This window comes from Engelhardtia mirabilis, from assembly GCF_007748095.1.
In the GTDB taxonomy this organism is placed as follows: Bacteria; Planctomycetota; UBA1135; order UBA1135.
In genome coordinates this window covers 4890028-4913721 of the sequence record NZ_CP036287.1, presented here as the reverse complement: position 1 = coordinate 4913721, position 23694 = coordinate 4890028, and the positions used below count along the sequence as shown (strand labels likewise).

The window sequence follows — 23694 nt, the reverse complement described above, 5'->3', positions numbered from 1 at the left end:
TCACTCCACTGCATCGGTCCCCTCGGTGGGCGCGGACGGCCGGACGCTCCGGGCGCCATCGCCCCGGTCTCGTCGCCGCTGCCGCGGAGGGTTCTGGAATTCGCGGCCTTGCGCCGTCGGATCCCCCGGGCGGCCGGTCGCGGGCCGGCCCGAACGGCGAGCGGGAGCCGATCGGTCGGCTCCCGCTGCCCGCGCGCTCCGGAAGGGCCTGGTGCCTCCCCCGGGGCGTCAGCTCCCGATCGTCAGCAGGAATTCTCCGTTGACCTTCGTGCGGCGCATCTTCTGGATCAGCATCTCCATGGCCTCGACCGGATCGAGCTCGTTGAGCACCTTGCGCAGCATCCACACGCGCTCGAGCTCGCCCTCGGTGAAGAGCAGCTCCTCCTTGCGGGTGCCGGAGCGGTTGATGTCGATGGCCGGGAAGATACGGCGGTCGGACAGGCGCCGCTCGAGCACCAGCTCCATGTTGCCGGTGCCCTTGAACTCCTCGAAGATGACCTCGTCCATCTTCGAGCCGGTCTCGATCAGGGCCGTGCCGAGGATCGTGAGCGAGCCGCCGTTCTCGATGTTGCGCGCCGACCCGAAGAACTGCTTCGGCATCTGCAGGGCCGTGGCCTCGATGCCGCCCGAGAGCAGCTTGCCGTCGCTGGGCGCCTCCTGGTTGCTGGCGCGGGCCAGGCGGGTGATCGAGTCCAAGAGGATCACCACGTCCTCCCCGGCCTCGACCAGGCAGCGCGCCCGCTCCATGACCATCCGCGCCACCTTCACGTGACGCGCCGCGGGCTCGTCGAAAGTCGAGCTGATGATCTCGCGCTTGTCGCTGGCCAGGGAGCGAGCGAAGTCCGTGACCTCCTCGGGCCGCTCGTCCAAGAGCAGGATGATCAGGTGCGCGTCGGGGGCGTTGGCGATGATCGAGTTGGCGATCTGGTGCAAGAGCACCGTCTTGCCGGTCCGCGGAGGGGCCACGATCAGCCCGCGCTGGCCACGCCCGATGGGGGTGATCAGGTCGACGATCCGCATCTCGAGCGGATTCTCGGCGGCCCCCTCGAGGGTCATGCGCTCCTCCGGGTAGAGGGGCACGAGCTCCTTGAAGGGCGTGCGGATGGCCGCCTCGTCGGGGTCGTGCTTGTCGATCGACTCGACGTCCCAGAGGCAGAAGTAGCGCTCGCCCTCGGCGCTGGGCCGCAGGGTCCCGACCACCGTCATGCCCGTACGCATGCCGTAGAGGTCGACCGTCGAGCGGGGCACGTAGACGTCTTCCTCGGAGGCCAGGTAGCTGTTGTGGGCCACGCGCAGGAACGCGTGCTTGTCGTCGAGCACCTCGAGCACGCCCGAAGTGGTGATCGGCACGTGCTTGGCGATGCGCGACTGGGTGATGGTCCAGACCACGTCGCGGCGGCTGCGCGCGTCGTCGACATCGACCTTCTCCTTCTCGGCGATCTCGTGCAGATCGGCCAGGTTCAGCTCCTGCAGCTCGGAGTAGGAGACCGCCTTGGGCTTGGTCTTGCGCGTCGCCGGCGGGAGCTCGTCCCACAGGCGTTCGGCGTCGTCCTCGGACAGGTCGGCGGGCAGCGCCTCGAAGTCGACTCGCACCTCGAAGCTGTCGAGCTGCGGCCTGTTCTTCTGGAAGAACTTGGGACGTTGACGGTTGCGCTTCTTGGTGGCCATCGGCGGCGGGACGGGCCCGCTGGGTTGCTGCTGCGGTCGGACGGCGGGGGCCGCCGGCGTGGGCGAAGGTGGGGGAGGTCGTTGATGGGGCCGCCGCGCGTCAGCGATCGGCCGCGAGCAGCTCGGCGCGCAGGCCAGCGGCCGCGCGGGCGAGGTCCTCGCGCGACCCGTCGTTGGAGAGGACGTGGTCGGCTCGGTCACGCTTGCGGTCCAGCGGGAGTTGCGCGCGCTCGCGTCGCGCCACGTCCCCGGGGGGCCAGCCGCGGTCCCGGACCGCCCGCAGGTCGCGGTCTTCCAGGGCGGCGTCGACGAACACCAGGGCGTCGCACTCACGCGCCAGGCCGTGCCCGTCGTCGTGCTCCAGGAGCAACGGCACGTCGAGGACTGCCACGGGCACCCCGCCCAGGCGAGCCTCGGCGAGGCGGGCGCGGATGTTGGCACGAACCCGCGGGTGAATCCAGCCTTCGAGAAGCCGCCTGCGGTCCGGGTCGGAGAACACGATCCGCGCCAGGGCGGCTCGATCGGGGGACCCGTCGGGGCCCAGGGCCCACGAACCGAAGGCCTGGGCGACCAGGCCGGAGACCTCGGGACTGGCCAACACCTCGTGGGCCAGGGTGTCGGCGTCGATCACCACGCCCATTGGCCCGGCCAAGGTGGTGGCGACCAGGGACTTGCCGGACGCGATCCCCCCGAGCACCCCGACCACGAGGGTGGCGGCGGGGCCGGTCGGTCGGAGGGCGTCGGAGGCGGGCATGTGGTGGTGGGGGCTGTCGAGCCGTGGGTGCCGGATCCTAGTGCCCTGGACCCGGAATTCGGCGGCACTCCACAAGTAGAAGTCGGGTCGAGGGGCGGGCCCTCGCGCGGAGGGTCGATTGGCCGACTCGGACCTGCGATCGACCGCACGAGTGAATCGCCACAGCCTGGCACTGGATCTGTCAACCACCGCCGCGCGAGGGGATAGAGGCCAGCGCCGGCGGCACCGGGCGGGACTCGATCCTTGCTCCGCTGCGACCGGTCGGGTATCACCACCCGCCGTCCCGGACGTTACCGGTGCCCTGACAGGGCCCTGTACGCCGCTACCTTCTCTGACCGACCCGCACGCGCCGATCGACCTGCACGATTGCGCGAGGGGGTCCGAAGCGACCTGGGTGACTTCCGCCGGTCGTGGTGCACCGGTCCCGGTGTCCGATCCCATGGGCTCGGGCCGGTGCCAGCATCCGCAGCCGTGCTAGCATCCGCGGCCGGTAGCATCCCGCCGCCGGTAACAACCCCCGACGTCAGCTCCTATCATCGCCCCCGCATCCCCCAGTGGTCCGCCGGTACTTCGGTCGGGCCCCGTGTGGAGGCGCATCCCCACCCTCGGCCCGGCTCGTCCGGTCGCCGAAAAGACCCTCACAGGTTCCAGCTCCATGTCGAGTGCCAAGCGCGGTGCCGCACAAGTCAGCGTGGTTTGGGTGATCACCTTCGGGGTGATCGCTCTGGCGTCGATCTTCTTCGGCTACATCGCCCAGGACGACAAGGCCATCATGGTGACCGAGCGCGACAGCGCCGTCGCCGAGATGGCTGACTCCGACGCCAAGTTCGAGGGCGCCCAGGACGCGCGCCGCGAGGTTTCGCGGGTGCTCGGCTTCTACGACACGACCAGCGCGGATATCGACTCCAACGTCGATACCGCCAAGGCCGCGCTCGAGTCCTTCAAGGACACCTTCAGCGAGGCCGGGGACCTGGAAGGCAACTTCCAGGCGGTGCTGCCGATCGCCGAGCGGATGTACCGCAGCAAGGTCGCGGAACTCTCCGAGCTGCAGTCGACGATCACCCGCCAGCAGGGTGAGATCGACACGGTCAAGACCCAGCGCGACAACGACCTGCGCGCCAAGGATGAGGAGATCACCCGCCTCTCCAACCAGCTCCGCGACGAGCAGGCCAACGCCAGCGAGCGCGAGGACGAGCTGCAGCGCCGCTTGGCCCAGGCATCTGGCCAGGCTGACGACCTCGACCAGCGTGTGCGTCAGCTGCAGCGCGACATGGATGTGCTGGGCCGCGACAAGGATCGCGAGATCGCCATGCTGCGCGGCCGTCTGACCGAGCAGGGCGAGAAGCTCGCCTTCCTGCGCCCCGCGGCGCGCGAGCTGCCCGACGCCCGCATCGTTTCGGTCAGCTCCGAGCTGGGCCTGGCCTGGATCGACATCGGCGCCAACCAGCGCCTGGCGCGCGGCGTCGGGTTCAAGATCCAGAGCGGCAAGCCCGGAGCCCAAGAGGTCAAGGCCATCGCTGAAGTGACCCAGGTCATGGCCGACATGGCCGAGATCCAGATCAGCGGTCTGGTCGATCCCTTCGACCCGGTCGTCCCCGGCGACGTGCTGATCAACGAGCTCTACGACCCGACCGGCGAGCGCAACGCGGTGCTCATCGGCCGCTTCTCGGGGTCCTACGACGAGGGCCAACTGCGCGCGCTGCTGGGCCGCATGGGCATCAACGTCCAAGACTCCCTGAGCCTGACCACGGACTACGCCATCGTCGGCTCGGAGGTCTACGTGGACGAGTTCGGTGACGCCTACGAGGAGCCCGTCGACCCGAGCAACCTTCCGATCTACTCGGAAGCCGTGGCGCAGGGCTGCAAGGTGATCCCGATCGCGCAGGTGCGCGAGTACTTCAAGTTCTAGAGCCGCGCTCGGAGCTCGGTCGGGCAGCCTTCGCGAGGCTCTCCCCCCGGCTCCGACACCAGGCCCGCCTGCCCGGCCCCCGCTGTCCGAACGGATGGTGGGGGCCGCGGCAATTCCGGGGCCGGGTCCGGCGGTCGCTGTTCAGGCGCGCCACTCGGGACGAGGCGGCCTGCGGCCGCTAACCTGTGCCCCCCGCGGCTGGCTTGCGGCGGGATCGAATGGCGAGCAAAGGAACGAGCAGCGAGCAGCAGCCGCCGGCGGACGGCGCACGCATGTCCCTCGCGGACCACCTCGATGAGCTGCGATCACGCCTCATCAAGGGGCTCGTTGGCGTGGTGCTCGCCTTCGCGGTCGGCTGGTTCTTCAAGGACCAGGTCTACGACATCGTGTCGGAGCCCTACCACCAGGCGGTCAGCTGGCTCAACGCGGACTTGGTCCAGCGCTTCGAGACCCGTCTAGCGGAGAATCCGAAGCTGGAGCGCACCCAGTTCTTCCAGACCGCGGACCCGGGCGACCAGCGGCTGCTCGAACCGATCAGCCACCGCGCCCTGGCCACCGGGAGCGCCGAGGCGTTCATGGTGCACCTCAAGGCCGTGTTCTACCTGGCGCTGTTCGTCGGCGGCCCGCTGCTGATCTGGCAGATGTGGATGTTCATCGCCGCCGGGCTCTACGACAAGGAGCGCAGGGTCGTCCTGACGTACCTTCCAGCGAGCCTGGCGCTGTTCCTGGGCGGGGTGCTGTTCGGCTACTTCGTACTGGTGCCCTACGCGATCTTCTACTTGAACAGCACGGTGTCCCTGGAGGACTTCCGCTTCGAGCTGCGGATCGCCGAGTACTTCACCTTCCTGTCGTCCCTCTGCCTGGGGCTCGGCGTGGTGTTCCAGTTGCCGATCGTGATGAACGCCCTGGCCCGCGCGGGAATGGTCAAGACCAGCTCGATGGCCAACTTCCGCGGCTACTTCGCACTTCTGTCCTTCGTCGTGGCGGCCGTGATCACGCCCCCCGACCCGTTCACCCAACTGATGATGGCGGTGCCGATGATCCTGCTCTACGAGCTCGGCCTGTGGACTTCGCGCATGGGCTTGCGGAAGGACGGCGCATTGGTACCGGCGGGGGGCACGCACCCCGGAGGCGACTCTTGACGGGTCCCCTGCGGGTGGCCTGCCTTTCCATCGGCGACGAGCTCTTGAGCGGTCGCCACGCGGACCTCGACGCGCCCCAGGTGGCGCGGGCCCTGGGCGAGATGGGGCTGGTGGTCGATCGCGTCGAAGTCATCCCCGACGACGAGCAGACCATCGCCGAAGCTGTCGGGCGCCTGCGCGGGCCCCACGCTGTGATCGTCACCAGCGGCGGACTGGGACCGACCCTGGATGACGTGACTCGTCACGCCGTCGCCCGGGCGGCTGGCGTCGAGCTCGTGCACTCGGAGGTGGCCTGGGCCGCAGTGCGCGTCTGGTTCGAGCGCCGCGGGGTCGAGCCGCCGGCGAGCAACCGGCGCCAGGCCCTGATCCCCACCGGCGCCGTGATCCTGCCCAACTCCAAGGGCACCGCGCCGGGCTTCCTGCTGGAGCTCGACCCCGAGACCATCCTGGCGGTCCTGCCGGGCCCGCCGGGCGAGCTGGTCGCGATGCTCCAGGACGAACTCGTGCCGCGCCTGCGGTCGCGCTTCGGCGGCGACCTGAACCTGATGCGCCACGAGTTCGCCCTGTTCGGCCTCCCGGAGTCGGAGTTCGCCCAGCTGGCCGGGGATTGGATGAGTCGCGAGGCGATTCCGCGCATGGGGGTCAGTGCCCGCGACGGCGTCCTGGCCGTGACCCTGGTTTCCCGCGAGGATGGCGCCGAGCTGCTGGTGGCCGCCCGCGCGGCGGAGTTTCGCGAGCGCTTCGCCCATTGGATCTACTCCGAGCGCGACGAGGCCCTGGCGACGACTGTCGGCCGTCGACTGCTCGCGTCAGGCACGACCGTGACCTTCGCCGAGTCCTGTACCGGTGGTGGCATCGGGCGCTCGCTGACCAGCGTGCCGGGCATCAGCGGCGTGCTGCGCGAGGGGTGGGTCACCTACAGCGACGAGGCCAAGCGCGAGCGGCTCGGAGTTCCCGCGGAGCTCCTCACGCGCCACGGAGCCGTTTCCGCCGAGGTGGCGGGAGCCATGGCCCTGGGGGCGGCGCGGGCCTCGGGCGCCGACCTGGCCATCTCGACCACCGGCATCGCCGGCCCCGGCGGCGGCTCGCAGGACAAGCCGGTCGGACTGGTGTTTCTGGGACTCGCCCTGCGCGGAGAGGTCTGGACCCTCGAGCGCCGATTCCCACCTGTCGATCGTGATCGCATCCGGCGCTACGCGGAGCAGACCGCCCTGTTCCTGGCCCTGGCGGGCCTCGAGGACCGCCTCGAGAGCCTGGGTGCGGAGCGAGCGGGGGGCTTCGAGCAGCTGCGGGACTGAACTCTCGTCGCTCGCAGGTTCTCGGCGATTGACCGTCGCGCCGCGCCGTCGCTATAGTCTCCGCCCGCGATACCCCGTGGTGTAATTGGCAACACAACTGGTTTTGGTCCAGTCATTCCAGGTTCGAGTCCTGGCGGGGTAACCACCTCCAAACGGCGTCCCTGGCCCTCGCGGCCGGGGGCGCCGTTCTGCATTGGAGGGCTGGCATCGACGGCCAGCCCCGCGGCCACTACCAGTAGCCGAGGGCCTGGAGGTGGCGGACGTCGTCGGCCGCCCCGCTGCGCAGCTCCTCGCGCTGGGCTCGGATCGACGCCGCCACCGCGGGCAGGTCGGCGTCCGCGGCGAAGTAGCGCACAAGGTCGAGGGTCAGTCGCTCACGCCAGCCCGCCAGGGCCGGATCGTCGATCCGGTTGACCGTTTCGTCCGGATCGCTGCCCAAGTCGTACAGCTCGTCGCTCAACACGCGCAGCTCGGGTCCGTCCGCTCCGCGCAGGTAGGTGAAGCGGCGGATCAGCTTCATCGTGCGGAAGCGGACGGCCTTGATCTGGATCGCCCCGTCGAGGTCGGCTCCGTCGGACTTGTCGCTGAAGACGGGGTGGTCTCCCGCCTCGCCGGCGAGCCAGTTCGCGGCACAGGACTGCCCTGTCGGCGCATCACCCCATGCCGGCGGAAGCGGCGGCAAGTCCAGGAGCTCGAGCAGGGTCGGAGCCACGTCCGCGAGGGAGACGTCCGACGCGCGCGTGATCCCCGCCGGACGCTCGGGCCACGCGCCGGGGAAGCGCACCACCAGCGGCACGCGGCAGGTCGCTTCGTAGGCGTAGAGGCCATGCTCGAACCAGTACAGGTGCTCGCCCAGGCTCTCGCCGTGGTCGGCGGTCACCACCACCAGGGTGTCTTCGAGCATCCCGGCGGTGCGCAGCTCCTCGAACAACCGTCCGAGCTGGGCGTCGACGAAGCGCACCTCCGCGTCGTAGAGGGCTCGGACCGCCGCGGCATCGAACCCGCCGTCCATCGTGCGCGCCGACTCCGGCACGTTGTAGGTGGCCACTCGCGGTCGGTGCAGCTCGGTGCGCGGGATGGCGGACAGGGTCGGCACCATGTCCGGCGCGCCCGCGCGGGGCGGAAAGTCCGCCGGGGGCTCGTAGGCCCCGTGGGGGTCCATGTAGTGCAGGTACAGGAACCAGGGCTGGTCGCCCCGATCGAGGGCCTCGCTCGGCCCGGCGCCGTCTGCCGCGGGCCCGGCCCGCAGTCCCAAGGCCGCCAAGGCGCCGTCCGTCAACGACTCGGCCGTGCGCTGGGGCACCGCACTGGGCGGCACGCCGGTCGACTGGGGCAGGTCCTCGACCCACAGGTCGAAGCCGCGATCGAGGGCCGAGCGCCGGCGCACCATCACGAAGTTGCCGACGATCGCAGCGGTCGCGTAGCCCGCATCCGACAGGCGCTCGGCCAGGGTCGGGTGGGAGGCCGGCAGGGGCACGGTCAAGTCGCGCACGCCGTGTTGGGGCGGGTAGAGGCCCGTGAACAGCGAAGCGACCGCGGGCGTGGTCTTGGCCCGCGGCGACTGGGCGTGGACGAAGCGCAGGCCCTCATCAGCGAAGGCCGCGAGTTGCGGCATGTGCTCGGCGTCGAGCCGATCGGCGCGCAGGGTGTCGACCACCAACAGGAGCACGTTCGGACGCGGCGCGGGCACCTCGGTCGATCCGCAGCCGATCAGGACCAGGGTGCAGATCGCGACCAGCGCAGCGGCACGGGCTCGGTTGGACGGTCCCATCGGGCCCACTTATAGTCGGCTCCCATGCCGACGTCTCCTGCCATCCGACCGGGCCGCTGCACCTGGGCGCCGATGATCGGCCTGGCCCTCGTGGCCTGCGGAGGCTCGGGCGCCGCACCCGCGCCGCTCGGAGGACCGCCGGTGGTGTTGATCGTGCTCGACGCCCTCTCGGCCAGCCACGTGGGGCACCTGGGCAACGAACGCGACACCACGCCGGTGCTGGACGCCCTGGCCGCCGAGGGCGTCACCTGCACCCAGGCCTTCTCGCCGGCGCCCTACACCCTGGCCGGGATCCCCTCGATCCTCACCGGTCGCCTGCCGCACCGGCACGGCCTGGTGCAGAAGAAGGTCGTGCTGCCCGAGCTCGAGGTGACCCTGGCCGAGATGCTGGCGCGGCGGGGCTACGACACCCTCGCCGCGATCGCCAACTTCAACGGGTCCAGCGCCTTCAACGTGACCCAGGGCTTCGACCAGGTGATCGAGGTCTTCACGCCCTCGGAGCGCTTCCCGGCCGACCTCTCCTTCGACGGCCACGAGATGCACCTGCCGCGGGCGGCGGAGTTCGTGGACATCATGGGCGATTGGCTCCAGAGCGGCGCAGGCGTCGACGCACCGGCGTTCTTCTATCTGCACCTGCTCGAGCCGCACACGCCCTACGATCCGCCGCCCGAGGTGCGCGCGCTGTTCGTCGACCCGAGCTACGCGGGGCCCTTCGCCGGCGGCGACGTGGAGCCGCTGATCGCCAGCAACGGCGGTACGCTCGCCATCGACGACACTGACCGCCAGGCGGCCCGCGACCTGTACGACGCCACCCTGCGCTACGCCGACAGCCAGCTCGGTCGCATCTTCGACTCCCTGCGCGCGGCGGGGCTCTACGACGAGGCCTGGATCGTGGTGACCTCCGACCACGGCGAGGCCTTCTGGCAGCACGGGGTCTGGGGCCACAACAGCGATCTCTTCGAGGAGATGATTCACGTGCCCCTGATCGTCAAGCCGCCGGCGGACCGGGGCATGTCCGGGGTGGTCTTCGACGGCTTCGTCTCGACGGTGGATGTGGTGCCCAGCCTGGTCGATTGGCTGGGGCTGGAGACGGGCATGAACCCGCCCCTGGACGGCATCGCCCTGGGGCCCAGCTTCGCCGACGCCGGGGCACACCCGGAGCGACGTGAGCTGATCCTGCGCACCAACCACAGCGCGCCGCACATGGGCGTCAGGCGCGCGGCGCCGGGCGAACTCGAGAAGTCGATCGTCTGGCGTCAGCAGGGTCGCGGCACACGCGCGGAGACGACCCGAGTGGTGGGCTCCGATCGCTTCGATCTCTTGGCCGATCCCGAAGAGCTGTCGAGCGTGGGCGAGGCCACGCCCCGGGCCCTGAGCCTCCTGAAGCCCTGGCTGGAGCAGTCCGCGCGCCCGCCCGAGGAGAGCGTCAGCCTGACGCCGAGTCAGGAGGCGATTCTCCGCAAGCTCGGCTACCTCGACGAGTGACCGTGGTCCTTGCGGCTGGCGTCGGAGGCTCGCAGGTGGATGGTGTTGTCGAGCGGGGGAGGCGAGAAGTGCTCGGCACGGCGACGCCGACTGGCGACAGGTGAAGCCGACGGACTGCGCGGGGAGGTGTCATCGCGGGCGGCCCCTCACGATCGAACTTCAGTTGAAACTCTGGCCGTGAACCCGACGCCAATGGCTCAGCGGGATGGACGAGCTGTCTCGTTCTCGCCGAACATCAACTGAATCAGAGGTTTCTCCACGTGACTCGACCGATTTGCCACCGTCTACTCATTTCCGCAGCGATTCTCGCGTCAACCCATGCCGTCGCATCGGCTCAGAACCGCTATCCCGCCTGCGCCGTCGGACTTCAAGGCGAAGTCCGGAGCACCGTGCAGGCCGCCGGTGTTGCTCAGTTCACTGACTTCACCTTCGCCGTGAACTCCGACGTCAACTTCGGCAACCTGCTGGACTTCGACGGTGGATCGTCGAATGCGGCGTCGATTTCCAAGGTGTACACGGCGCCCGGAGAGGGCGCGTGTACTCAGTTGGCCAAGGGTTCTGTGACTCCCTTGCAGAGCCCTCCCCTCCGGGCATTTGCGGACGGTTCTTCCAGTGAGCTCGAGCTGCGCTTCGAGACGTTGACCGAGCTGCGAGCCACCATCGAGACGACGATCCAGGGCAATGCATTCGGCTTCATCACCGCTGACGCGGACCTGACCATCGGCAACGCGGCCACTGGCCAAGCGCCCGCCCGCATCGACGTACCCTTCAACACTCACACCGCCAACTCGCAGTTGCTGATTCCGTTCGACGGGTTCTCGATCGGTCGCAATGGCCTGAACATTCAAGGCAAGACCGACCTGACCTTCGCCATCTACCACGACCTCAACGCCAACTGCGTGGTTGATGCGGGTGACGTATTGGCGACCTTCCCCACCGGTCAGCCCGCTTCTCGCTCGGCATTCGTGTACTCGGGCGACACCAAGTCGAACTCCACTTCGGTCTTCCGGGTCCTGGCTCCCGCGGGTTCTTACATCGCGAGGCTCGAGATGTCCTCAGTGGGTGACTTGGTGCAGGTGATCGCCGGCTGCGGTGAGTTCAACGAGAAGGTCGGCGTGCTCGAAGAGGTCGGCAAGCTGAAGATTCAGTTCTACGACCTGTAGGCCCGAGTCGGAGTCCGCGCGAGCTCGAACGACTTCTGCATGCGGCAGGGCGTTCGGGCTCGGCTGGTTCGACAGCTCCGACCCCGACGCTCGGTTGCGGCCCCATGGTGGCTGCGTCATCTGTCGCGTTCCGAAGCCGTGGGGGGGCGGGGGATCGATGTCGACTTCGCAGGCCAGCGGTCGCCCAGAGCCCCCCTTTCGCTCGCTGGTGTGAATCGCGAGGTGAGAAGGCGCTGCGGGCTATCGACGGCCGGTGAAGGCCGGGTGGGCGAAGGCGCGCGCCTCGCGTTCGAGCTGAGCGAGCTCCGCGGCGGTCAGCTCGCCGGGCATGGGCGTGACGCCGCTCGCCGCAGCCAGGGCTCCGATCAGCGCCGCTCCCAACTCGCGAGCCTCGACCTGCCCGCCGCCGTGCGCCACGGTCGCCACGTGCGGCTCGAGGGGATCCGGCCCGAGCTTGATCGAGCCGTGGTGCAGCACGCGCCCCTCGCTGCGGCGCTGGGCAGAGCCCACGCCCTTGGCCCAGCCTTCGGGCGTCTCCCAGACCAGGTCGAGGGGATGGGAGGCGTGGAAACACATGCCGGTGCCGGCCACGTCCGACACCAGCTCGCGTTCGCCGCGCGGCTGGGCACTCACGCCGAACTGCGCCAGGGCGGTCGCGACGATGCGGTGCACCCGCTGGTAGCTCTCGGCGATCGGGCCTGTGTAGAGCGGATGGTCCGCGTCGGCGGCGATCGAGAAGGTCAGCTCGCTGGCGTGGTGGATCGCACCGCCTCCGGTGCGTCGGCGGATCAACGGTCGGCGGGGGTCGCCCCGGCGCGCGACCGCCTCCGGCACGTCCTCGACGCGCTGGAAGTAGCCCAGGGACAGGGCACACGGCTCCCAGGTGTAGAGCCGCAGGGTGGGAACACGACAGCCGCCGACCAGCAGGGCTGCGTCGGCGGCCATGTTCCACAGGGCGTCCCGCTCGAAGGTCTCGAGCAGGCGCCAGTCGGTCTCAGTGTTCTGCGACGTGGCTCTCGTACTCGGCGGCCGACATCAGCTCGCCGTCCAGGGACTTGGTGCGGGGCTTGAGGCGGACCATCCAGCCCTTCTCCCACGGGTCGGTGGAGAGGATCTCGAGGTGGTCCTCGATCTCCGGGTTGGTGGCGACGATCTCGCCCGATACCGGTGCGTTGAGGTCGGCGACGGCCTTGACCGACTCGATCTCGCCGAAGGTCTCGCCGGCGTCGACCGCGCGCCCGACGGCGGGCAGGTCGCAGTAGACGAGGTCACCCTCGTTGCCGCTGCAGAGCTCGTTGACGGCGTGGTCGGTGATGCCGATCAGGACGGTGTCGCCGTCCTTCTTCACCCACTCGTGGGACTTGGTGTACTGACGGTCGTCGGGGCGCATCGATGGGGGTGGGTAGGGGGTGAGGGGCGCGCGCAGGTCTACTTGCGCGTGCGCGAGAAGAACGGCAGCTCCTGCACGCGGCAGGCCTGGCGCTTGCCGCGCACGTCGAGGTCCAGGGTCCGGCCGACCTCGTCGTGGCCGAGTGCCACGTAGGCCGAACCGATGTTCGAGTCGATCGTCGGCGAGACGCCGCCGGAGCAGACGAAGCCGATCTCGTCGTCGCCGTCGAAGAGCTTGTAGCCCTGACGGGGAACCCGCGGGCCGTCGGTGGTGATGCCCACCAGGCGCCGCGTGGGCGCGGCCTTGATCGCGGTCAGCGCGTCGAAGCCGAGGGTGCCGGACTTCGACTTGTGGAGCGAAACACCGAAGGAGAGGCCGGCTTCGATGGGGTTGAGGCCCTCGGCGATCTCGTGGCCGTAGAGGGCCATGCCCGCCTCGAGTCGCAGGGTGTCGCGCGCGCCGAGACCGATCGGCGCCAGGCCGCGCTCCGCGCCCTGCTCCAACAGTCGATCCCAGACGGTCGGCGCCAGCTCCGGCGGCAGGTATAGCTCGAAGCCGTCCTCGCCCGTGTAGCCGGTGCGGCTGATGCGCGTGTGCTCCTGGCCGAGCACCGTGCCGTAGCCGAATTTGTAGTAGCCGATCGAAGCCAGGTCGCAGTCCTCGACCAGGGGCTGCAGCACCTCCTGGGAGATCTGGCCCTGGAGCGCGAGCATCTCGGTCGTCGGGGTCTCGTCGATGATCTGCGCGTCGAAGCCCTCCAGGTGCTGGCGCATCCAGGCCAGGTCGGTGGCGGTGTTCGAGGCGTTGACCACCAGGTACACGTGGTCCGTGTCGCGGTAGACCAACAGGTCGTCGAGGGGATCGCCGGACTCGGTGCAGAACAGCGAGTAGCGGATCGAGCCCTCGGGGATGCGCTCGACGCGCGCGGTGCAGACCCGGTCCAGGAACTCGACCGCTTGGGGGCCTTCGACCCGCACGCGGCCCATGTGCCCCAGGTCGAACAGCCCGCCGGTCGAGCGCACGGTCTTGACCTCTTCGAGGATCGGCCCGTACTGCAAGGGCATGCGCCAACCGCCGAAGTCGGTCATCCGCGCGCCGAGGGCGACGTGACGGTCGTGGATTGCGGTCTGTTGCATGGGGGCTCGGGAGGGGCGCGGACGGTCGTGAGGGCGAGACAATGTAATTGAGGCCCCTTGCCGCTCCAAGGGCGCGCGGCGACCCTCCGACCGGAGGCCGCCCGTCGGGATAGGTTTCATCGAAAGGCCTTCGATGCACCTGACCCCTCCAACTCTCGGCCCCCGGGTCGTGGTCGCCCTGGCGGCCCTGGCCCTGCCCCTGGCGGCCCAGACCCCCGTGGCGCCCTTCACCAAGGGCCCCCGCTGGGAGCACGCGACCGACGCCCAGGCCCCGGCCATCGCGCGGGATGTCACCTTCCTGGCCGCTGGGAACCTGGTGGCCGCCGGCCTGGCCCACGGCCAACCGCGCCTGAGCCTGCTCGGTGCCCAGTCGGAACCGAGTGGGGCCGAGCTCAGCGAGGACGGCGTGAGCTGGGCGGGGGCCGAGGGCGTCCTGGCGGTGGACGCGGTCGCGGGGAGCTGCATCGCAGCCGCCGGAATCACCGAGACGGGGGGCGAGCGCATGCGGGTCGCCCGCTACACACCCACCGCGCAGCAGGCCTGGAGTCCCGCGTGGACCGTGGACCTGGCGAGCCTGGGCAACGGCGGCAATCGGCTGGCGACGCGGGCGGACCTGGCGCTGGTGGCGCAGTCCGTGGATGCCCCGCTCCGGGTGCGACTGACCGCCCTCGACGTCGCCCAGGGCGCTCTGCGCTGGGAGGTCGAGTTGGCCGGGGGCACCCTGCGGGCCCTGGAGCTGAGCTCCGGCGACGGGCGCGCCCTGGTCCTGGCCGGCACGGAGCTGTGGGTGGTCGAGACCACCGGTGGCCAGGTCATCTTCCATCGCCACGACGACGCCGCGGCGCGCTCCGCCGCCCTGTCGGGTGACGGCAACACGGTGGTGGTGGGGACGGGCGCCAAGCTCGAGGTCCTCGTCGACGCCCGGGACGGCAAGGGCTACCTGCCGACGGCGACCATCACCGGCGGCGCCGCCGACTACCCCGTGGCCGTGGATCTCTCCGCGGACGGGGGCTTCCTGGCCTTGGGTTGGTGGGACGGCCTGACCGGCCGCACCGTGCGGCTCGAGACCTGGGACTTGGCTGTGACCCCAACGCGCATCAACTACCTGGCCCAGGTGGGGCCACCCTTCGGGCCCCAGAACTTCGTCTCCGAGGCGCGCGTCACCGCGGACGGGAGACGGGCGGCCTTCGGGCTGTGGGGGTTGGGCTTCGGCGAGCCCGAAGTGGTGCTCTTCGATCGCGACCAAGCCCAACCGGTGTTGGCCGAGAGCTTGGCCGGCAGTGTCTACGCCATCGACTTGTCCGCGGACGGCACGCGGCTGGCCGCAGCGCGCAAGCAGGGTCACGCCAACGTGCTCGGGTCCCTGGGGGCCGTGGAGCTGCTCGACACCGGCGAGCGTGCCCTCGAGTTGACGTCCACCGCCATCGGCGGCGGCGCGACCGAAGTCTGGCTGGCCGCTCCGTCCGGCGTGGACGCCGCGCTGTTGATCGGGACCCAGGCGGTCAGGCCCCTGCCGGTGCCCGGCGTCCTGGGCCTGTCGCAGTTGGACCTCTCCAAGCCCTGGGCCCTGGTACCGGCCCAGCCCGCTGGACCCGACCGCTTCGTCGTGCCCCTCTCGATCGCGCCCGCGGCGGCCGGACTCGAGCTCGTGCTCCAGGGTCTCGCACTGACGACTGGGCCGTCCGGGCCCTCGGCGGTGTTGCTCGAGGATGCCGCGCGTCCGCCGATCCTCTGAGCAGGCCCGACTCCTCCGGGACTCCGTGCGGCGTGGACTTGCCCCGTTCCTAGGAAACTGCGCTTCAGGATTCGGCACCCGAAGGCCGATCCAAGGGTCGAGCGCGGCCGGCCCGCGCCTGGCGTCCGTCCCCACGGACGTCCCCCACAAGTCCCAGCACCCCGCCCTAGGTGGGAGCCGCTTCCAGACCCGAGGACGCGCGCATGTTCAAGGGGAACTACCTCCTTGTCCCGTCCCTGTTCGCCGCTGCCCTTGCTCTCGCCTCGTGCGGAGTAGGTGGTGGATCGGTAACGAATCTCTCCGTCGAGAGCATCACCCAGGACCTGACCGTCGATCCCGACGGCATGACCACGGTGTTCGCCTTCGGAGGGGACGCTCCGCAGCTCACACCCGGCAATTTCCAGTCGGACGGCACAGCCGTGCCGACTTCGGCGGTGGTGAGCGGTAGCTCGATCACCGTCGAATGGGACGAGCGAGTGACGCCCAGCGACCAAGTGCGAATCGTGGGGGTCAGCGGCATCGACGACGATCTGCGCGCGGTTACCACGACCGACGCCTCGTCGCCGACCTACACGATCACCAGCGCCGTTCAAGGCGTGGGCTTGGGCAACGACGGGCTGGTGATCCAGTTCTCGGGCCCCCGCGTGGCCCCCGAGCTGGTGGCCGTGGGCGCCAACTGGTCCCTGTTGGTCGACGGGAGTGCCTTCCCGATGAACGCTTCGGCCCTGGGTTGGAACGCCACCGACCAGCAGCTGACGATCCTCACGGACGGCACCGTCAACGTGCACACCCTGTTCTCGCTGCGCGTCACCGGGGTCACCTCCGTGGCCGACACGCCGGTCGGGAACACCCCGGTGCTCGGCTTCGCGACCGGCGACGTGGTGCCGCCCACGCTGGTCTCGGCCAACCAGGCCCTGGGTCAGGACGAGTTCGGCCGGGTGATCGAGTTCACCTTCTCGGAGGCCATGGATCCGGCCTTCTCGACCCAGGCCACGAACTTCTCCACCGGACTGTTCCTGTTCGCCACGGCGATCTCCCAGCCCAGCCCGTCGGTGATCCGCGCGACCTTCCCGGTCCCCGTCATCCCCGGTCTGAACTCGGTCGGTCTGTACGGCCTCGTGGACGCCCACGGCAACGAGTTCCCCACGGGCGTGCAGGCCATCTCGGCCGGCAGCCTCGTTGCCAACGCCTACTCGGTGGATCCGGAGCTGCGCACCGTCAGCGGTGTGGGCGGCGACCAGGTCATCGCGACCACGGTCCAGGCCCTCGAGCCCGAAAGCGCCGAGGACCCGTCAAACTGGTCCCTCGACGTCGACGGCGGCAGTGTCGACCTCTCGTTGCAGACCCTCGACTACGACCTGCTGACCAAGACGTTGACCATCACCCTGGTCGACGACGCCACCAACGGGCTCAGCTTCGACCTGACCCCGTCCGGACCGATCGACGTGGACGGCGAGGCCTTCGCCGTGCCCTTCAGCGGCTTCGTCGACGGCGACGTGCTGCTGCCGGAGGTGCTGACGGTGGTCCAGAACCGTGTGCTCGACCCGACCGGCAAGACAGTCGACGTGACCTTCGACGAGGATGTGGACGAGACCACGGCCGAGAACACCGCCAACTGGACCGCCTCGGGCGGACTGACCGTGACCGCCGCCGTGCGCCAGGTCGACGCCAGCGTGGTCCGACTGACCCTCGACGGACCCGCGATTCCCGACGAGAACACCTTCGACGTGGCCGGAGTCCTGGACGTGGCCGGCAACGCGATGGATGCGATCACGACCCTCGCAGTGACCTCGACCGATACGGTCGAGCCCCTCGCCGTCGGAGCCGATGCCGTCGGCAACGCGGGGCTCGACAACGACACGGTCGTCGTGCTCTTCGACGACGACATGGTCCCGGCCGACGTCGAGGATCCGAGCCACTGGACGATCGAATCGCCCGTCGGCACCGCCCTGGACACCAGCGCGGCGACAATCAGCTACAGCGTGACCCAACGTCGTGCGACCCTGACCTTCGACGGCGGCGACGGGATCGACTTCTTCGTCGACGACGACTTCTCCGTGGCGGTGGCCGACGTGCGCGACCTGGGGGGCAACACGATCACCCCCGGTACCCTCGACGGCACCGTGGACGTCGAGCGCCGTCAGCCGTCGATCGATTCGGTCTACGTGCGCAACTCGCCCCAGGACAACCGGGTCGTGGTGGTCTTCGACGAGCCGGTGATGGAGCCCGACAGCTTCGTCACGGCCGAGCTCGAAGACGGTGCCGACGCCCTGCTCGGGGTACCGGCTGCGGTCGCCTGGGACGCCATGACGCCGCGTGAGATCGAGTTCACCTTCAGCCAAGTGGTCACGCCGGGGGTCTACGAGATCAACCTGCGCGGCGTCTTGGACACGGCCGGTAACCCCTTCTTCGCGGTCGAGAACCGCGGGATCTCGGCCCAGGACAGCAGCGAGCTGGGCTTGGGCGGCGCCAGCGCCGTGACCTCGCTCAGCGGCGAGGCCAACGACACCCTGACGGTCGGATTCGACCGTCGGCCGAGCGGCTGGAACCTGACGGACCTGTCGTTCTACTCCTTGACCGATGGCGGCGGCGCGGTGGACCTCACCGGCACCGAGCTCGAGTTCGATGGGGCGACCACCGTGACCCTGCACCTGCCGGCCGGAATCGACCTGCAGACCGGCGACGGCTACACGCTGAGCATCGACGGGCTGGAGACGGCCCAGGGCGTGGTCATGAGTGGACCGGACGCGGCGGTCATCGTCGCGGCCGGGGATGCCGTCGCGCCGGGTCTGGCGGTGGGCCGCACGCGGCTCGATCCGGCCGACAGTGCCAACTCGGTGATCGTCGAGTTCGACGAGGCCGTGGACCTGACCGGCGCGGTGGACGTGACCAACTTCGAGATCAGCGGCACGGATGCCACCACCGCGACGGTCGTCGGACCGCGCTCGGTGCACCTCAGCTTCGCCGGTGGCGTGGTGGTCAGCGATACCGTCGACGTGACGATCGACGACTTGGCCGGCAACGCCGGCGTTGTCAGCGAGGCCGTGGTGGCGGCCGATTCGGTGGGACCGCTGGTCGGAACCGTCGAAGCCGTGGCCGTGCCCGGTGTGGGGGGCGACTACCTGCGCCTGACCTTCAACGAGCCGGTCAACGCCAGCCAGGCGACCTCGTCGGGCAACTACGCGATCACGGTCGACAGCAACACCCTCGTGCTGACGGGTGCCTCGATGCGCTACTCGTCGGTGGGCAACGAGGTCACGATCGCCTTCCCGGACAGCTTCGACTTCGCCACGGGTACCGCCGTGCAAGTCACCGTCGACGCCATCGAGGATGTCGCCGGCAACGCCATGGCCTTCCCGGCTGTGCTCAACGCCGTGTTCGGCGGCGACGTGACGGCCCCCGACTTCGATGCGGCCTTCGTCGACTTCCGCAGCGACGCCACCGGGGCCCAGGTGCTGGTGCGCTTCGACGAGGACGTCGCGCCCGCGGAGGTCCAATCGCTCGGCAGCTGGACGATCGGCGGCGGGCAGACCGTCAGTGCGGTCGAGCAGGTCTCGAACGACACCTTCCGCCTGACCCTCTCAGCTCCCCTGGGAGCCGCCGAGACCGTTCAGCACAGCTCGGTGTTCGACGTGTTCGGGAACGCCTCGGGCGTCCTGACGGCGACCCCGGTGCACTGAGCTCGGCTCGGTCGCGCCGCAACAGAACCGGCCGGGGGGCTCGCAAGGGCCCCCCGGCCGGTCCGCGTTCGGGTGGGGCCGGGGAATCGATTTGGGTTTCAGACCGGCGTCGCGGGGCGACGAAGGTTGCGGTCGGGCCGGTTGGATCGACCGCGGTTCGTTCCGCACGCCACTGCCCGTCCCGATCCGCGTCCTACACATCCCGTGAGCCTCAACGCAGTCCTCCGAGCCGTGGCCGTCGAGCCTGGTGACGGCGAGTTCCTCGACGAGGTGCTCGACCGGCGCCTCGATCGATGCGGCGAGCTGACCCGCTCCGCCGCCGCGCGCGCGCTGGAGTTGGTCCAGGCCGCGGTCAAGGAAGCGGGGGACGATCCCCGGCTGCTGGAGGCCTTGGTGCTGCTCGGATTGAGCTGGCCCAAGCTCGCGCGCCGGCAGTCCGTGGACGTGCCGGCCTTCGGGCGTCGCGCGGCGCTGCTGTTCGAGCAGGGTGGAGACTCGGACCGCGGCCGAGCGCTGCTCGAGGCGCTCGCGGACGCCTTCCCCGAGGAGCGCGGGATCGACCGCGACCTCTCGGGCCTCTTGCGGCGCCTGGGCGACGTGGACGAGCTGGCGCGTCGCTACCTGGCCAAGGCCCAGGTCGAGATCGACGGCGGGCGGCCGATGGATGCCGTGCCCTTCCTGCAGGAGGTCCTCTTGGCCGATCCTGGCCGCAAGGACATTGCGCGACTCATCCGCGACCTGCGCTACGACGACGCCGAGCAGGCTCAAGCGCGCAAGCGGAAGCGGCGCGGAGTGGGAGCGGTGGTGCTGTTCGTGCTGCTCGGCGCCGTGCTGGTCTGGCGCGAGGTCGAACTGGACCGCCAGTTCAAGGCCCTGACGCCGCCCGCGGACAACTCGCGTACGGAGCTCGATCGGCGCCTGGGAGAGCTGAACGAGTTCGCGCGGATCAACCCGGTCTGGCACGGGATGCTCGCCGTGGACCGGCAGATCGCCCAGGTCGACCGCGCCATCGACGACTTGCAGCGCCGCGAGGCCGACCGCGCCGCGGCGATCGCGACCGACAAGACGCGTCGCACCGAAGCCGCCGAGACCGCGCGCCTGGAGGCTCGCCGCCTGGTCGAGCGCGGCCGCTACCACGAGGCGATCGCGACCTTCGAACAGGCCCTGGATCTCGCTGGAGACGACTGGGGCCAGGCGGCGCGCGTCCGCGAGGACGTGGCCGCGGTACGAGAACTGATCGAGGAGCCCCGATGAGCATGATGCGCCGAATCCTCAGCCGATCGCGCGTGAGAGACGCCCGAGCGCGGCTCTCCAAACAGGTCACGCCGTCCAACTACGTCGCCCTGGCGCAGGAGTGCGCCATGGCGGGCGACCTGCGTGAGGCTCGACGCGTGGCGACCGAGGGCTTGGGGCAGTTCCCCACCCACGGGGAGCTGCGTCGCATCGCCGAGCGGATCGACAAGCAGGACCGCGAGTCGCGCCTGGGGGAACTGCGCAGCGAGCTGGTCGAGGGGCCGCGCGACGCCGTCTTCCGCGAGCTGGTCGACCTCTTGCTCGAGTCCGGCGACGTCTCCCGCGCCGAGCAGACGGCCACGGACTGGTGCGCCAAGCTCGACGGGCCGGAGGCTCGATTGGCGGTGGCACGGGCCCGCGTCGAGCGCTTCATCGCCGACCGCGGTCGCGACGTGGGCCAGCTCGCCTTCGAGGCGCTGGATCAGTTCGACGAGCTCCGGGGCTCCGACAAGCGCTCGTGGCGGCTGCGGCTGCAGATAACCACGGCCATCGGTGCCTGGCGCGAGGCGCGCAGGGCGGCGGCGCGCCTGCTCGAGCTCGAGCCCGGTTCGCCGGCCCTCGAGGCGCGCTTCCGCACCCTCGACACCCTCTGCGCGGATGCTCCGGACGTGAACCAGGCATTGCGCGAGGTCGAGAAGACCGGACGGCTGGTCGACGATCCGACCCACGAACAAGAGAGCGAGCGCGACGGCCTGGCCCACGACGTGCGCCCGGTGCTGCGCGAGCTGACGCGCGATCAGGAGATCCGCGCGGCCCTCTACCTGCGCGGCTCGACCGCCCTGGTCCAGGGGCCCAAGGGCGCCACCGCCGAGCGCACCGCGCGCCAGGTGCGCGAAGTCGTGCAGTCCGGTCGCACCGTCGCCCGCCGGCTCGGGCTGGGGCGCATCACCGACCTGCGCCTCGAGGGCGACTTCGGAACCCTCTCGGCCGCGTGCAGCGAGGCCGACTCGGCCGCCATGTGGTCGAGCGGAAAGTTGACCACTAGTCAGGAAAGGGCGCTGGTTGACTTGGTCGGCTGGCGTCCGACTGTCGATGGGGTGGAGAGATGATCGAGATCCTCGAACCCATCGCGCAGATCCCCGGCGTGCGCCTGGTCGGCTTGGTCACCCGTGACGGTGTCCCCGTCGCGGTGCCCGGCATGGAGCGCAAGGGCGGCTCGAACGACGGATCCCAGGTGCTCGCCATCGATGTCGAGGCCGCGGCAGCGGTGGCGACCCAGTGGCTCAGCGAGCTGACCCGCACGGTGGCGGCGCTGACCTGGCCCAACCCCGAGCGCGTCGTCCTGACCGCGGCCCGCGGCTGCCTGGTGCTCGTCCAGAGCCCGGGCTCGGTGCTGATGGCGATCACGGACGCGAGCGTCAACCAGGAGGAGCTGCGGCTCCACATGGACGGCGCAGCACGTCGCATCGGCCGCGCGTTGCGTGGCCCCTCCACCCAAGTGGTGGAGGAACGGACAGACCCTCCCGCGGCGCTCCCTTCCGAGCGCTCGGGACTTCAAGTGAACACCCCGGCCCAGGGACCGGCCGGATCTCAAGATCCTCGAACCAGCGCGGGAAGCTGAAACCATGGTCCAGATCAACTTCGCTCAGAAGCAGATCAACGCGAAAGTCGTCTACTACGGTCCGGGCATGTCCGGCAAGACGACGAACCTCGAGGTCGTGCACCAGCGCGCCCCCGACAACAATCGCGGTGAACTGACGAGCATCAGCACCGACGGCGACCGGACGCTCTTCTTCGACTACATGCCCCTCGATCTGGGAACGATCGCGGGCATGAAGACGTGCTTCCAGATGTACACGGTCCCCGGACAGGTCTACTACAACTCGACCCGCAAGCTCGTGCTCCAGGGCGTCGACGGAGTCATCTTCGTCGCCGACTCGGGCCCCGATGCGATGGAAGCGAACCTCGAGTCCATTCGGAACCTCGAGGAGAACCTGAACGAGTACGGCAAGAGCCTCAAGACGCTTCCGCACGTCATCCAGTACAACAAGCGTGACCTGCCGGGGGCGCTGCCCGTCGACGAGCTCGACAAGGCCCTGAACACCTTCGGCACGACCACCTTCGAGGGCGTGGCGGCGACCGGCCAAGGGGTCTTCCCGACGCTCAAGGGCTTGGCGGCGCTGGTGCTCAAGCACATCCAGACGGAGTGCGCCGGAGGCTCGTCGCGCCCGGGTGCGACCAACACCACCGGATTTCATCCGGCTTCGCAGGCCCAGGCCTCCGGGGCGGGCACCGTCTCGGCACCGCCGGTCGGCGGCGCTCCGACCAAGTCGAACCTCGACCTGCACCCGGCGGCGACTCCGGCTCCGGCGCCGGCCCCGACGGGCGCGGTCGCCCCCCAGGCGCAGAGTGGCGGCACGGCGCCGGCCGCGGCGGCCGCGACCCAACCCAGCGCGGCCCGTCGCGCGGCCACCGCCAAGGCGGCCCCGACGAAGCCCGCCAAGGCATCGCCCTCGAAGCTGATGCAGACCCAGGGCAACCCCGCGCCGGCACCGTCGACGCGGCCCGCCCAAAGAACCCGGACCACGGCCCCCGCTCCGCAGATTCGTCGCGGACAGGGGGGCAGCGGTGCCAAGACCGCAGCCTTCGTCGTCGCCGCCGCTACGGTCGGTGCCGTCATCGCCCACTTCGTCCTCAGCGCTCTCTGAGCCGAAACCAAGGGAGACCCAAGCGTGACGACTCAAGACGACGCCCGGCTGCGAGAAGACCGCCTCGTGTTCTACGAAGCGGACATGGAGCAGCTGCATACCGAGCTCGACGGCTTCCTCGAGCTCTCCAAGTCCCGCTGCGCGATGTTGATCGACCGGGATGGTCACATGGTGACCCGACGGGGAGAGGCCGTGGAGAGCTCCTCCGAGTCGATCTCGGCCCTGATCGCCGGGTCGTTCGCGGCCACCAAGGAGATGGCGCGCCTGCTCGGGGAACCCGAGTTCGCGGTCATGTTCCACCAGGGGCAGCGGGACAGCATCCAGCTCCAACTGGTGGGGGAGCGCACCCTGCTGGCGGTCGTGTTCGACGAGCGTACGAACCTGGGGTTGGTCCGCTTCTACTCCCAGGAGGCCACCGTCCGCTTGGGTGAGACCTTTGCGCGGATCGCGTCGGAGGTCCGCGACAGCAGCCTGTCGGACGACTTCTCGTCCGCCGGCGCGGCGGCGCTGGACGACCTGTTCTGATCGGTCGGAGCGTTCGGTGTCCGCGGCTCCGCGCTCGTCGGGGCGACTCACGAGACGCCGACTGCACCGCTCGCGAGGTTCCGAAGCGGGTCCGCAC

Annotated in this window: 18 protein-coding genes and 1 tRNA gene; 13 read left to right on the top strand and 6 right to left on the bottom strand. The window is 70.0% G+C overall.

From position 1 onward, the window contains the following. Window positions 1-228: 228 nt before the first annotated feature. Together rho and coaE are read right to left on the bottom strand one after the other, a co-directional pair. On the bottom strand, window positions 229-1668 hold the full coding sequence (gene rho, locus Pla133_RS18130) for a transcription termination factor Rho (RefSeq protein WP_145067822.1): 1440 nt from the start codon (window positions 1666-1668) through the stop codon (window positions 229-231). Window positions 1669-1768: 100 nt separating this feature from the next. Further along, on the bottom strand, window positions 1769-2422 hold the full coding sequence (gene coaE / locus Pla133_RS26495; protein WP_419191695.1) for a dephospho-CoA kinase: 654 nt from the start codon (window positions 2420-2422) through the stop codon (window positions 1769-1771). A 655-nt stretch (window positions 2423-3077) separates the two neighbouring features. Here coaE and Pla133_RS18120 point away from each other — a divergent pair. The 4 genes from Pla133_RS18120 to Pla133_RS18105 all read left to right on the top strand — a co-directional run bounded on the left by Pla133_RS18120 (window position 3078) and on the right by Pla133_RS18105 (window position 6916). Further along, window positions 3078-4331 carry a hypothetical protein gene (locus tag Pla133_RS18120; RefSeq protein WP_145067818.1) on the top strand — a complete coding sequence of 418 codons (1254 nt, stop codon included), beginning with the start codon at window positions 3078-3080 and terminating at the stop codon, window positions 4329-4331. Window positions 4332-4549: 218 nt separating this feature from the next. Continuing rightward, window positions 4550-5473: a twin-arginine translocase subunit TatC gene (gene tatC / locus Pla133_RS18115; RefSeq protein WP_145067816.1), complete on the top strand. Its 924-nt coding sequence runs from the start codon at window positions 4550-4552 to the stop codon at window positions 5471-5473. Further along, complete coding sequence (locus tag Pla133_RS18110; protein WP_419191694.1) at window positions 5470-6771, top strand: CinA family nicotinamide mononucleotide deamidase-related protein; 1302 nt, start codon at window positions 5470-5472, stop codon at window positions 6769-6771. The genes tatC and Pla133_RS18110 overlap by 4 nt, the downstream gene beginning before the upstream one ends. A gap of 70 nt (window positions 6772-6841) precedes the next feature. Then, window positions 6842-6916: transfer RNA gene (locus tag Pla133_RS18105), tRNA-Gln, on the top strand. A gap of 84 nt (window positions 6917-7000) precedes the next feature. Here the strand turns inward: Pla133_RS18105 and Pla133_RS18100 are convergent. Next, window positions 7001-8542, bottom strand: a complete 1542-nt coding sequence (locus Pla133_RS18100) for a sulfatase (protein ID WP_145067812.1) — start codon at window positions 8540-8542, stop codon at window positions 7001-7003. 24 nt (window positions 8543-8566) lie between these two features. Between Pla133_RS18100 and Pla133_RS18095 the strand changes: the two genes are divergently transcribed. Then, complete coding sequence (locus Pla133_RS18095) at window positions 8567-10027, top strand: sulfatase (RefSeq protein ID WP_145067810.1); 1461 nt, start codon at window positions 8567-8569, stop codon at window positions 10025-10027. A 434-nt stretch (window positions 10028-10461) separates the two neighbouring features. Beyond that, window positions 10462-11190, top strand: a complete 729-nt coding sequence (locus Pla133_RS18090) for a hypothetical protein (RefSeq protein WP_419195401.1) — start codon at window positions 10462-10464, stop codon at window positions 11188-11190. 240 nt (window positions 11191-11430) lie between these two features. Here Pla133_RS18090 and Pla133_RS18085 read toward each other — a convergent pair whose 3' ends face one another. From Pla133_RS18085 to gcvT, 3 genes are read right to left on the bottom strand one after another with little or no spacing between them, the layout of a single operon-like run. After that, the gene (locus Pla133_RS18085; RefSeq protein ID WP_145067806.1) at window positions 11431-12135 is read right to left on the bottom strand and encodes a lipoate--protein ligase family protein; all 705 of its coding nucleotides are present in this window, start codon (window positions 12133-12135) and stop codon (window positions 11431-11433) included. Window positions 12136-12184: 49 nt separating this feature from the next. Beyond that, entirely contained in the window at window positions 12185-12580 is a 396-nt protein-coding gene (gene gcvH, locus Pla133_RS18080) for a glycine cleavage system protein GcvH (RefSeq protein WP_145067804.1), read from the bottom strand. A 38-nt stretch (window positions 12581-12618) separates the two neighbouring features. Further along, window positions 12619-13716 carry a glycine cleavage system aminomethyltransferase GcvT gene (gene gcvT / locus Pla133_RS18075; protein ID WP_419191693.1) on the bottom strand — a complete coding sequence of 366 codons (1098 nt, stop codon included), beginning with the start codon at window positions 13714-13716 and terminating at the stop codon, window positions 12619-12621. 133 nt (window positions 13717-13849) lie between these two features. Here gcvT and Pla133_RS18070 point away from each other — a divergent pair, with 133 nt between their 5' ends. The 7 genes from Pla133_RS18070 (at window position 13850) to Pla133_RS18040 (ending at window position 23597) form a co-directional block, all read left to right on the top strand. After that, window positions 13850-15451: a WD40 repeat domain-containing protein gene (locus Pla133_RS18070; protein WP_145067800.1), complete on the top strand. Its 1602-nt coding sequence runs from the start codon at window positions 13850-13852 to the stop codon at window positions 15449-15451. Window positions 15452-15654: 203 nt separating this feature from the next. Further along, on the top strand, window positions 15655-19131 hold the full coding sequence (locus Pla133_RS18065) for an Ig-like domain-containing domain (RefSeq protein ID WP_145067798.1): 3477 nt from the start codon (window positions 15655-15657) through the stop codon (window positions 19129-19131). A gap of 204 nt (window positions 19132-19335) precedes the next feature. Further along, window positions 19336-20385, top strand: a complete 1050-nt coding sequence (locus Pla133_RS18060) for a hypothetical protein (protein ID WP_145067796.1) — start codon at window positions 19336-19338, stop codon at window positions 20383-20385. A gap of 32 nt (window positions 20386-20417) precedes the next feature. Next, complete coding sequence (locus tag Pla133_RS18055) at window positions 20418-21473, top strand: hypothetical protein (protein WP_145067794.1); 1056 nt, start codon at window positions 20418-20420, stop codon at window positions 21471-21473. After that, entirely contained in the window at window positions 21470-21985 is a 516-nt protein-coding gene (locus Pla133_RS18050) for a roadblock/LC7 domain-containing protein (protein WP_145067792.1), read from the top strand. Before Pla133_RS18055 ends, Pla133_RS18050 begins: the two co-directional genes overlap by 4 nt. A gap of 4 nt (window positions 21986-21989) precedes the next feature. Then, window positions 21990-23072 carry a GTP-binding protein gene (locus Pla133_RS26490; RefSeq protein ID WP_419191692.1) on the top strand — a complete coding sequence of 361 codons (1083 nt, stop codon included), beginning with the start codon at window positions 21990-21992 and terminating at the stop codon, window positions 23070-23072. A gap of 24 nt (window positions 23073-23096) precedes the next feature. After that, window positions 23097-23597, top strand: coding sequence for a roadblock/LC7 domain-containing protein (locus Pla133_RS18040; RefSeq protein WP_145067790.1), 501 nt, complete (start codon window positions 23097-23099; stop codon window positions 23595-23597). Window positions 23598-23694: the final 97 nt, after the last annotated feature.

Excerpts from the sequence above, each read along its gene's own strand:
- rho (WP_145067822.1), bottom strand. The coding sequence starts at position 1,668 with ATGGCCACCAAGAAGCGCAACCGTCAACGTCCCAAGTTCTTCCAGAAG.
- Pla133_RS18100 (WP_145067812.1), bottom strand. The coding sequence starts at position 8,542 with ATGGGACCGTCCAACCGAGCCCGTGCCGCTGCGCTGGTCGCGATCTGC.
- Pla133_RS18065 (WP_145067798.1), top strand. The coding sequence starts at position 15,655 with ATGTTCAAGGGGAACTACCTCCTTGTCCCGTCCCTGTTCGCCGCTGCC.
- Pla133_RS18050 (WP_145067792.1), top strand. The coding sequence starts at position 21,470 with ATGATCGAGATCCTCGAACCCATCGCGCAGATCCCCGGCGTGCGCCTG.
- Pla133_RS18085 (WP_145067806.1), bottom strand. The coding sequence starts at position 12,135 with ATGGCCGCCGACGCAGCCCTGCTGGTCGGCGGCTGTCGTGTTCCCACC.
- gcvT (WP_419191693.1), bottom strand. The coding sequence starts at position 13,716 with ATGCAACAGACCGCAATCCACGACCGTCACGTCGCCCTCGGCGCGCGG.
- Pla133_RS18120 (WP_145067818.1), top strand. The coding sequence starts at position 3,078 with ATGTCGAGTGCCAAGCGCGGTGCCGCACAAGTCAGCGTGGTTTGGGTG.
- coaE (WP_419191695.1), bottom strand. The coding sequence starts at position 2,422 with ATGCCCGCCTCCGACGCCCTCCGACCGACCGGCCCCGCCGCCACCCTC.
- Pla133_RS18070 (WP_145067800.1), top strand. The coding sequence starts at position 13,850 with ATGCACCTGACCCCTCCAACTCTCGGCCCCCGGGTCGTGGTCGCCCTG.
- Pla133_RS18095 (WP_145067810.1), top strand. The coding sequence starts at position 8,567 with ATGCCGACGTCTCCTGCCATCCGACCGGGCCGCTGCACCTGGGCGCCG.
- Pla133_RS26490 (WP_419191692.1), top strand. The coding sequence starts at position 21,990 with ATGGTCCAGATCAACTTCGCTCAGAAGCAGATCAACGCGAAAGTCGTC.
- gcvH (WP_145067804.1), bottom strand. The coding sequence starts at position 12,580 with ATGCGCCCCGACGACCGTCAGTACACCAAGTCCCACGAGTGGGTGAAG.
- tatC (WP_145067816.1), top strand. The coding sequence starts at position 4,550 with ATGGCGAGCAAAGGAACGAGCAGCGAGCAGCAGCCGCCGGCGGACGGC.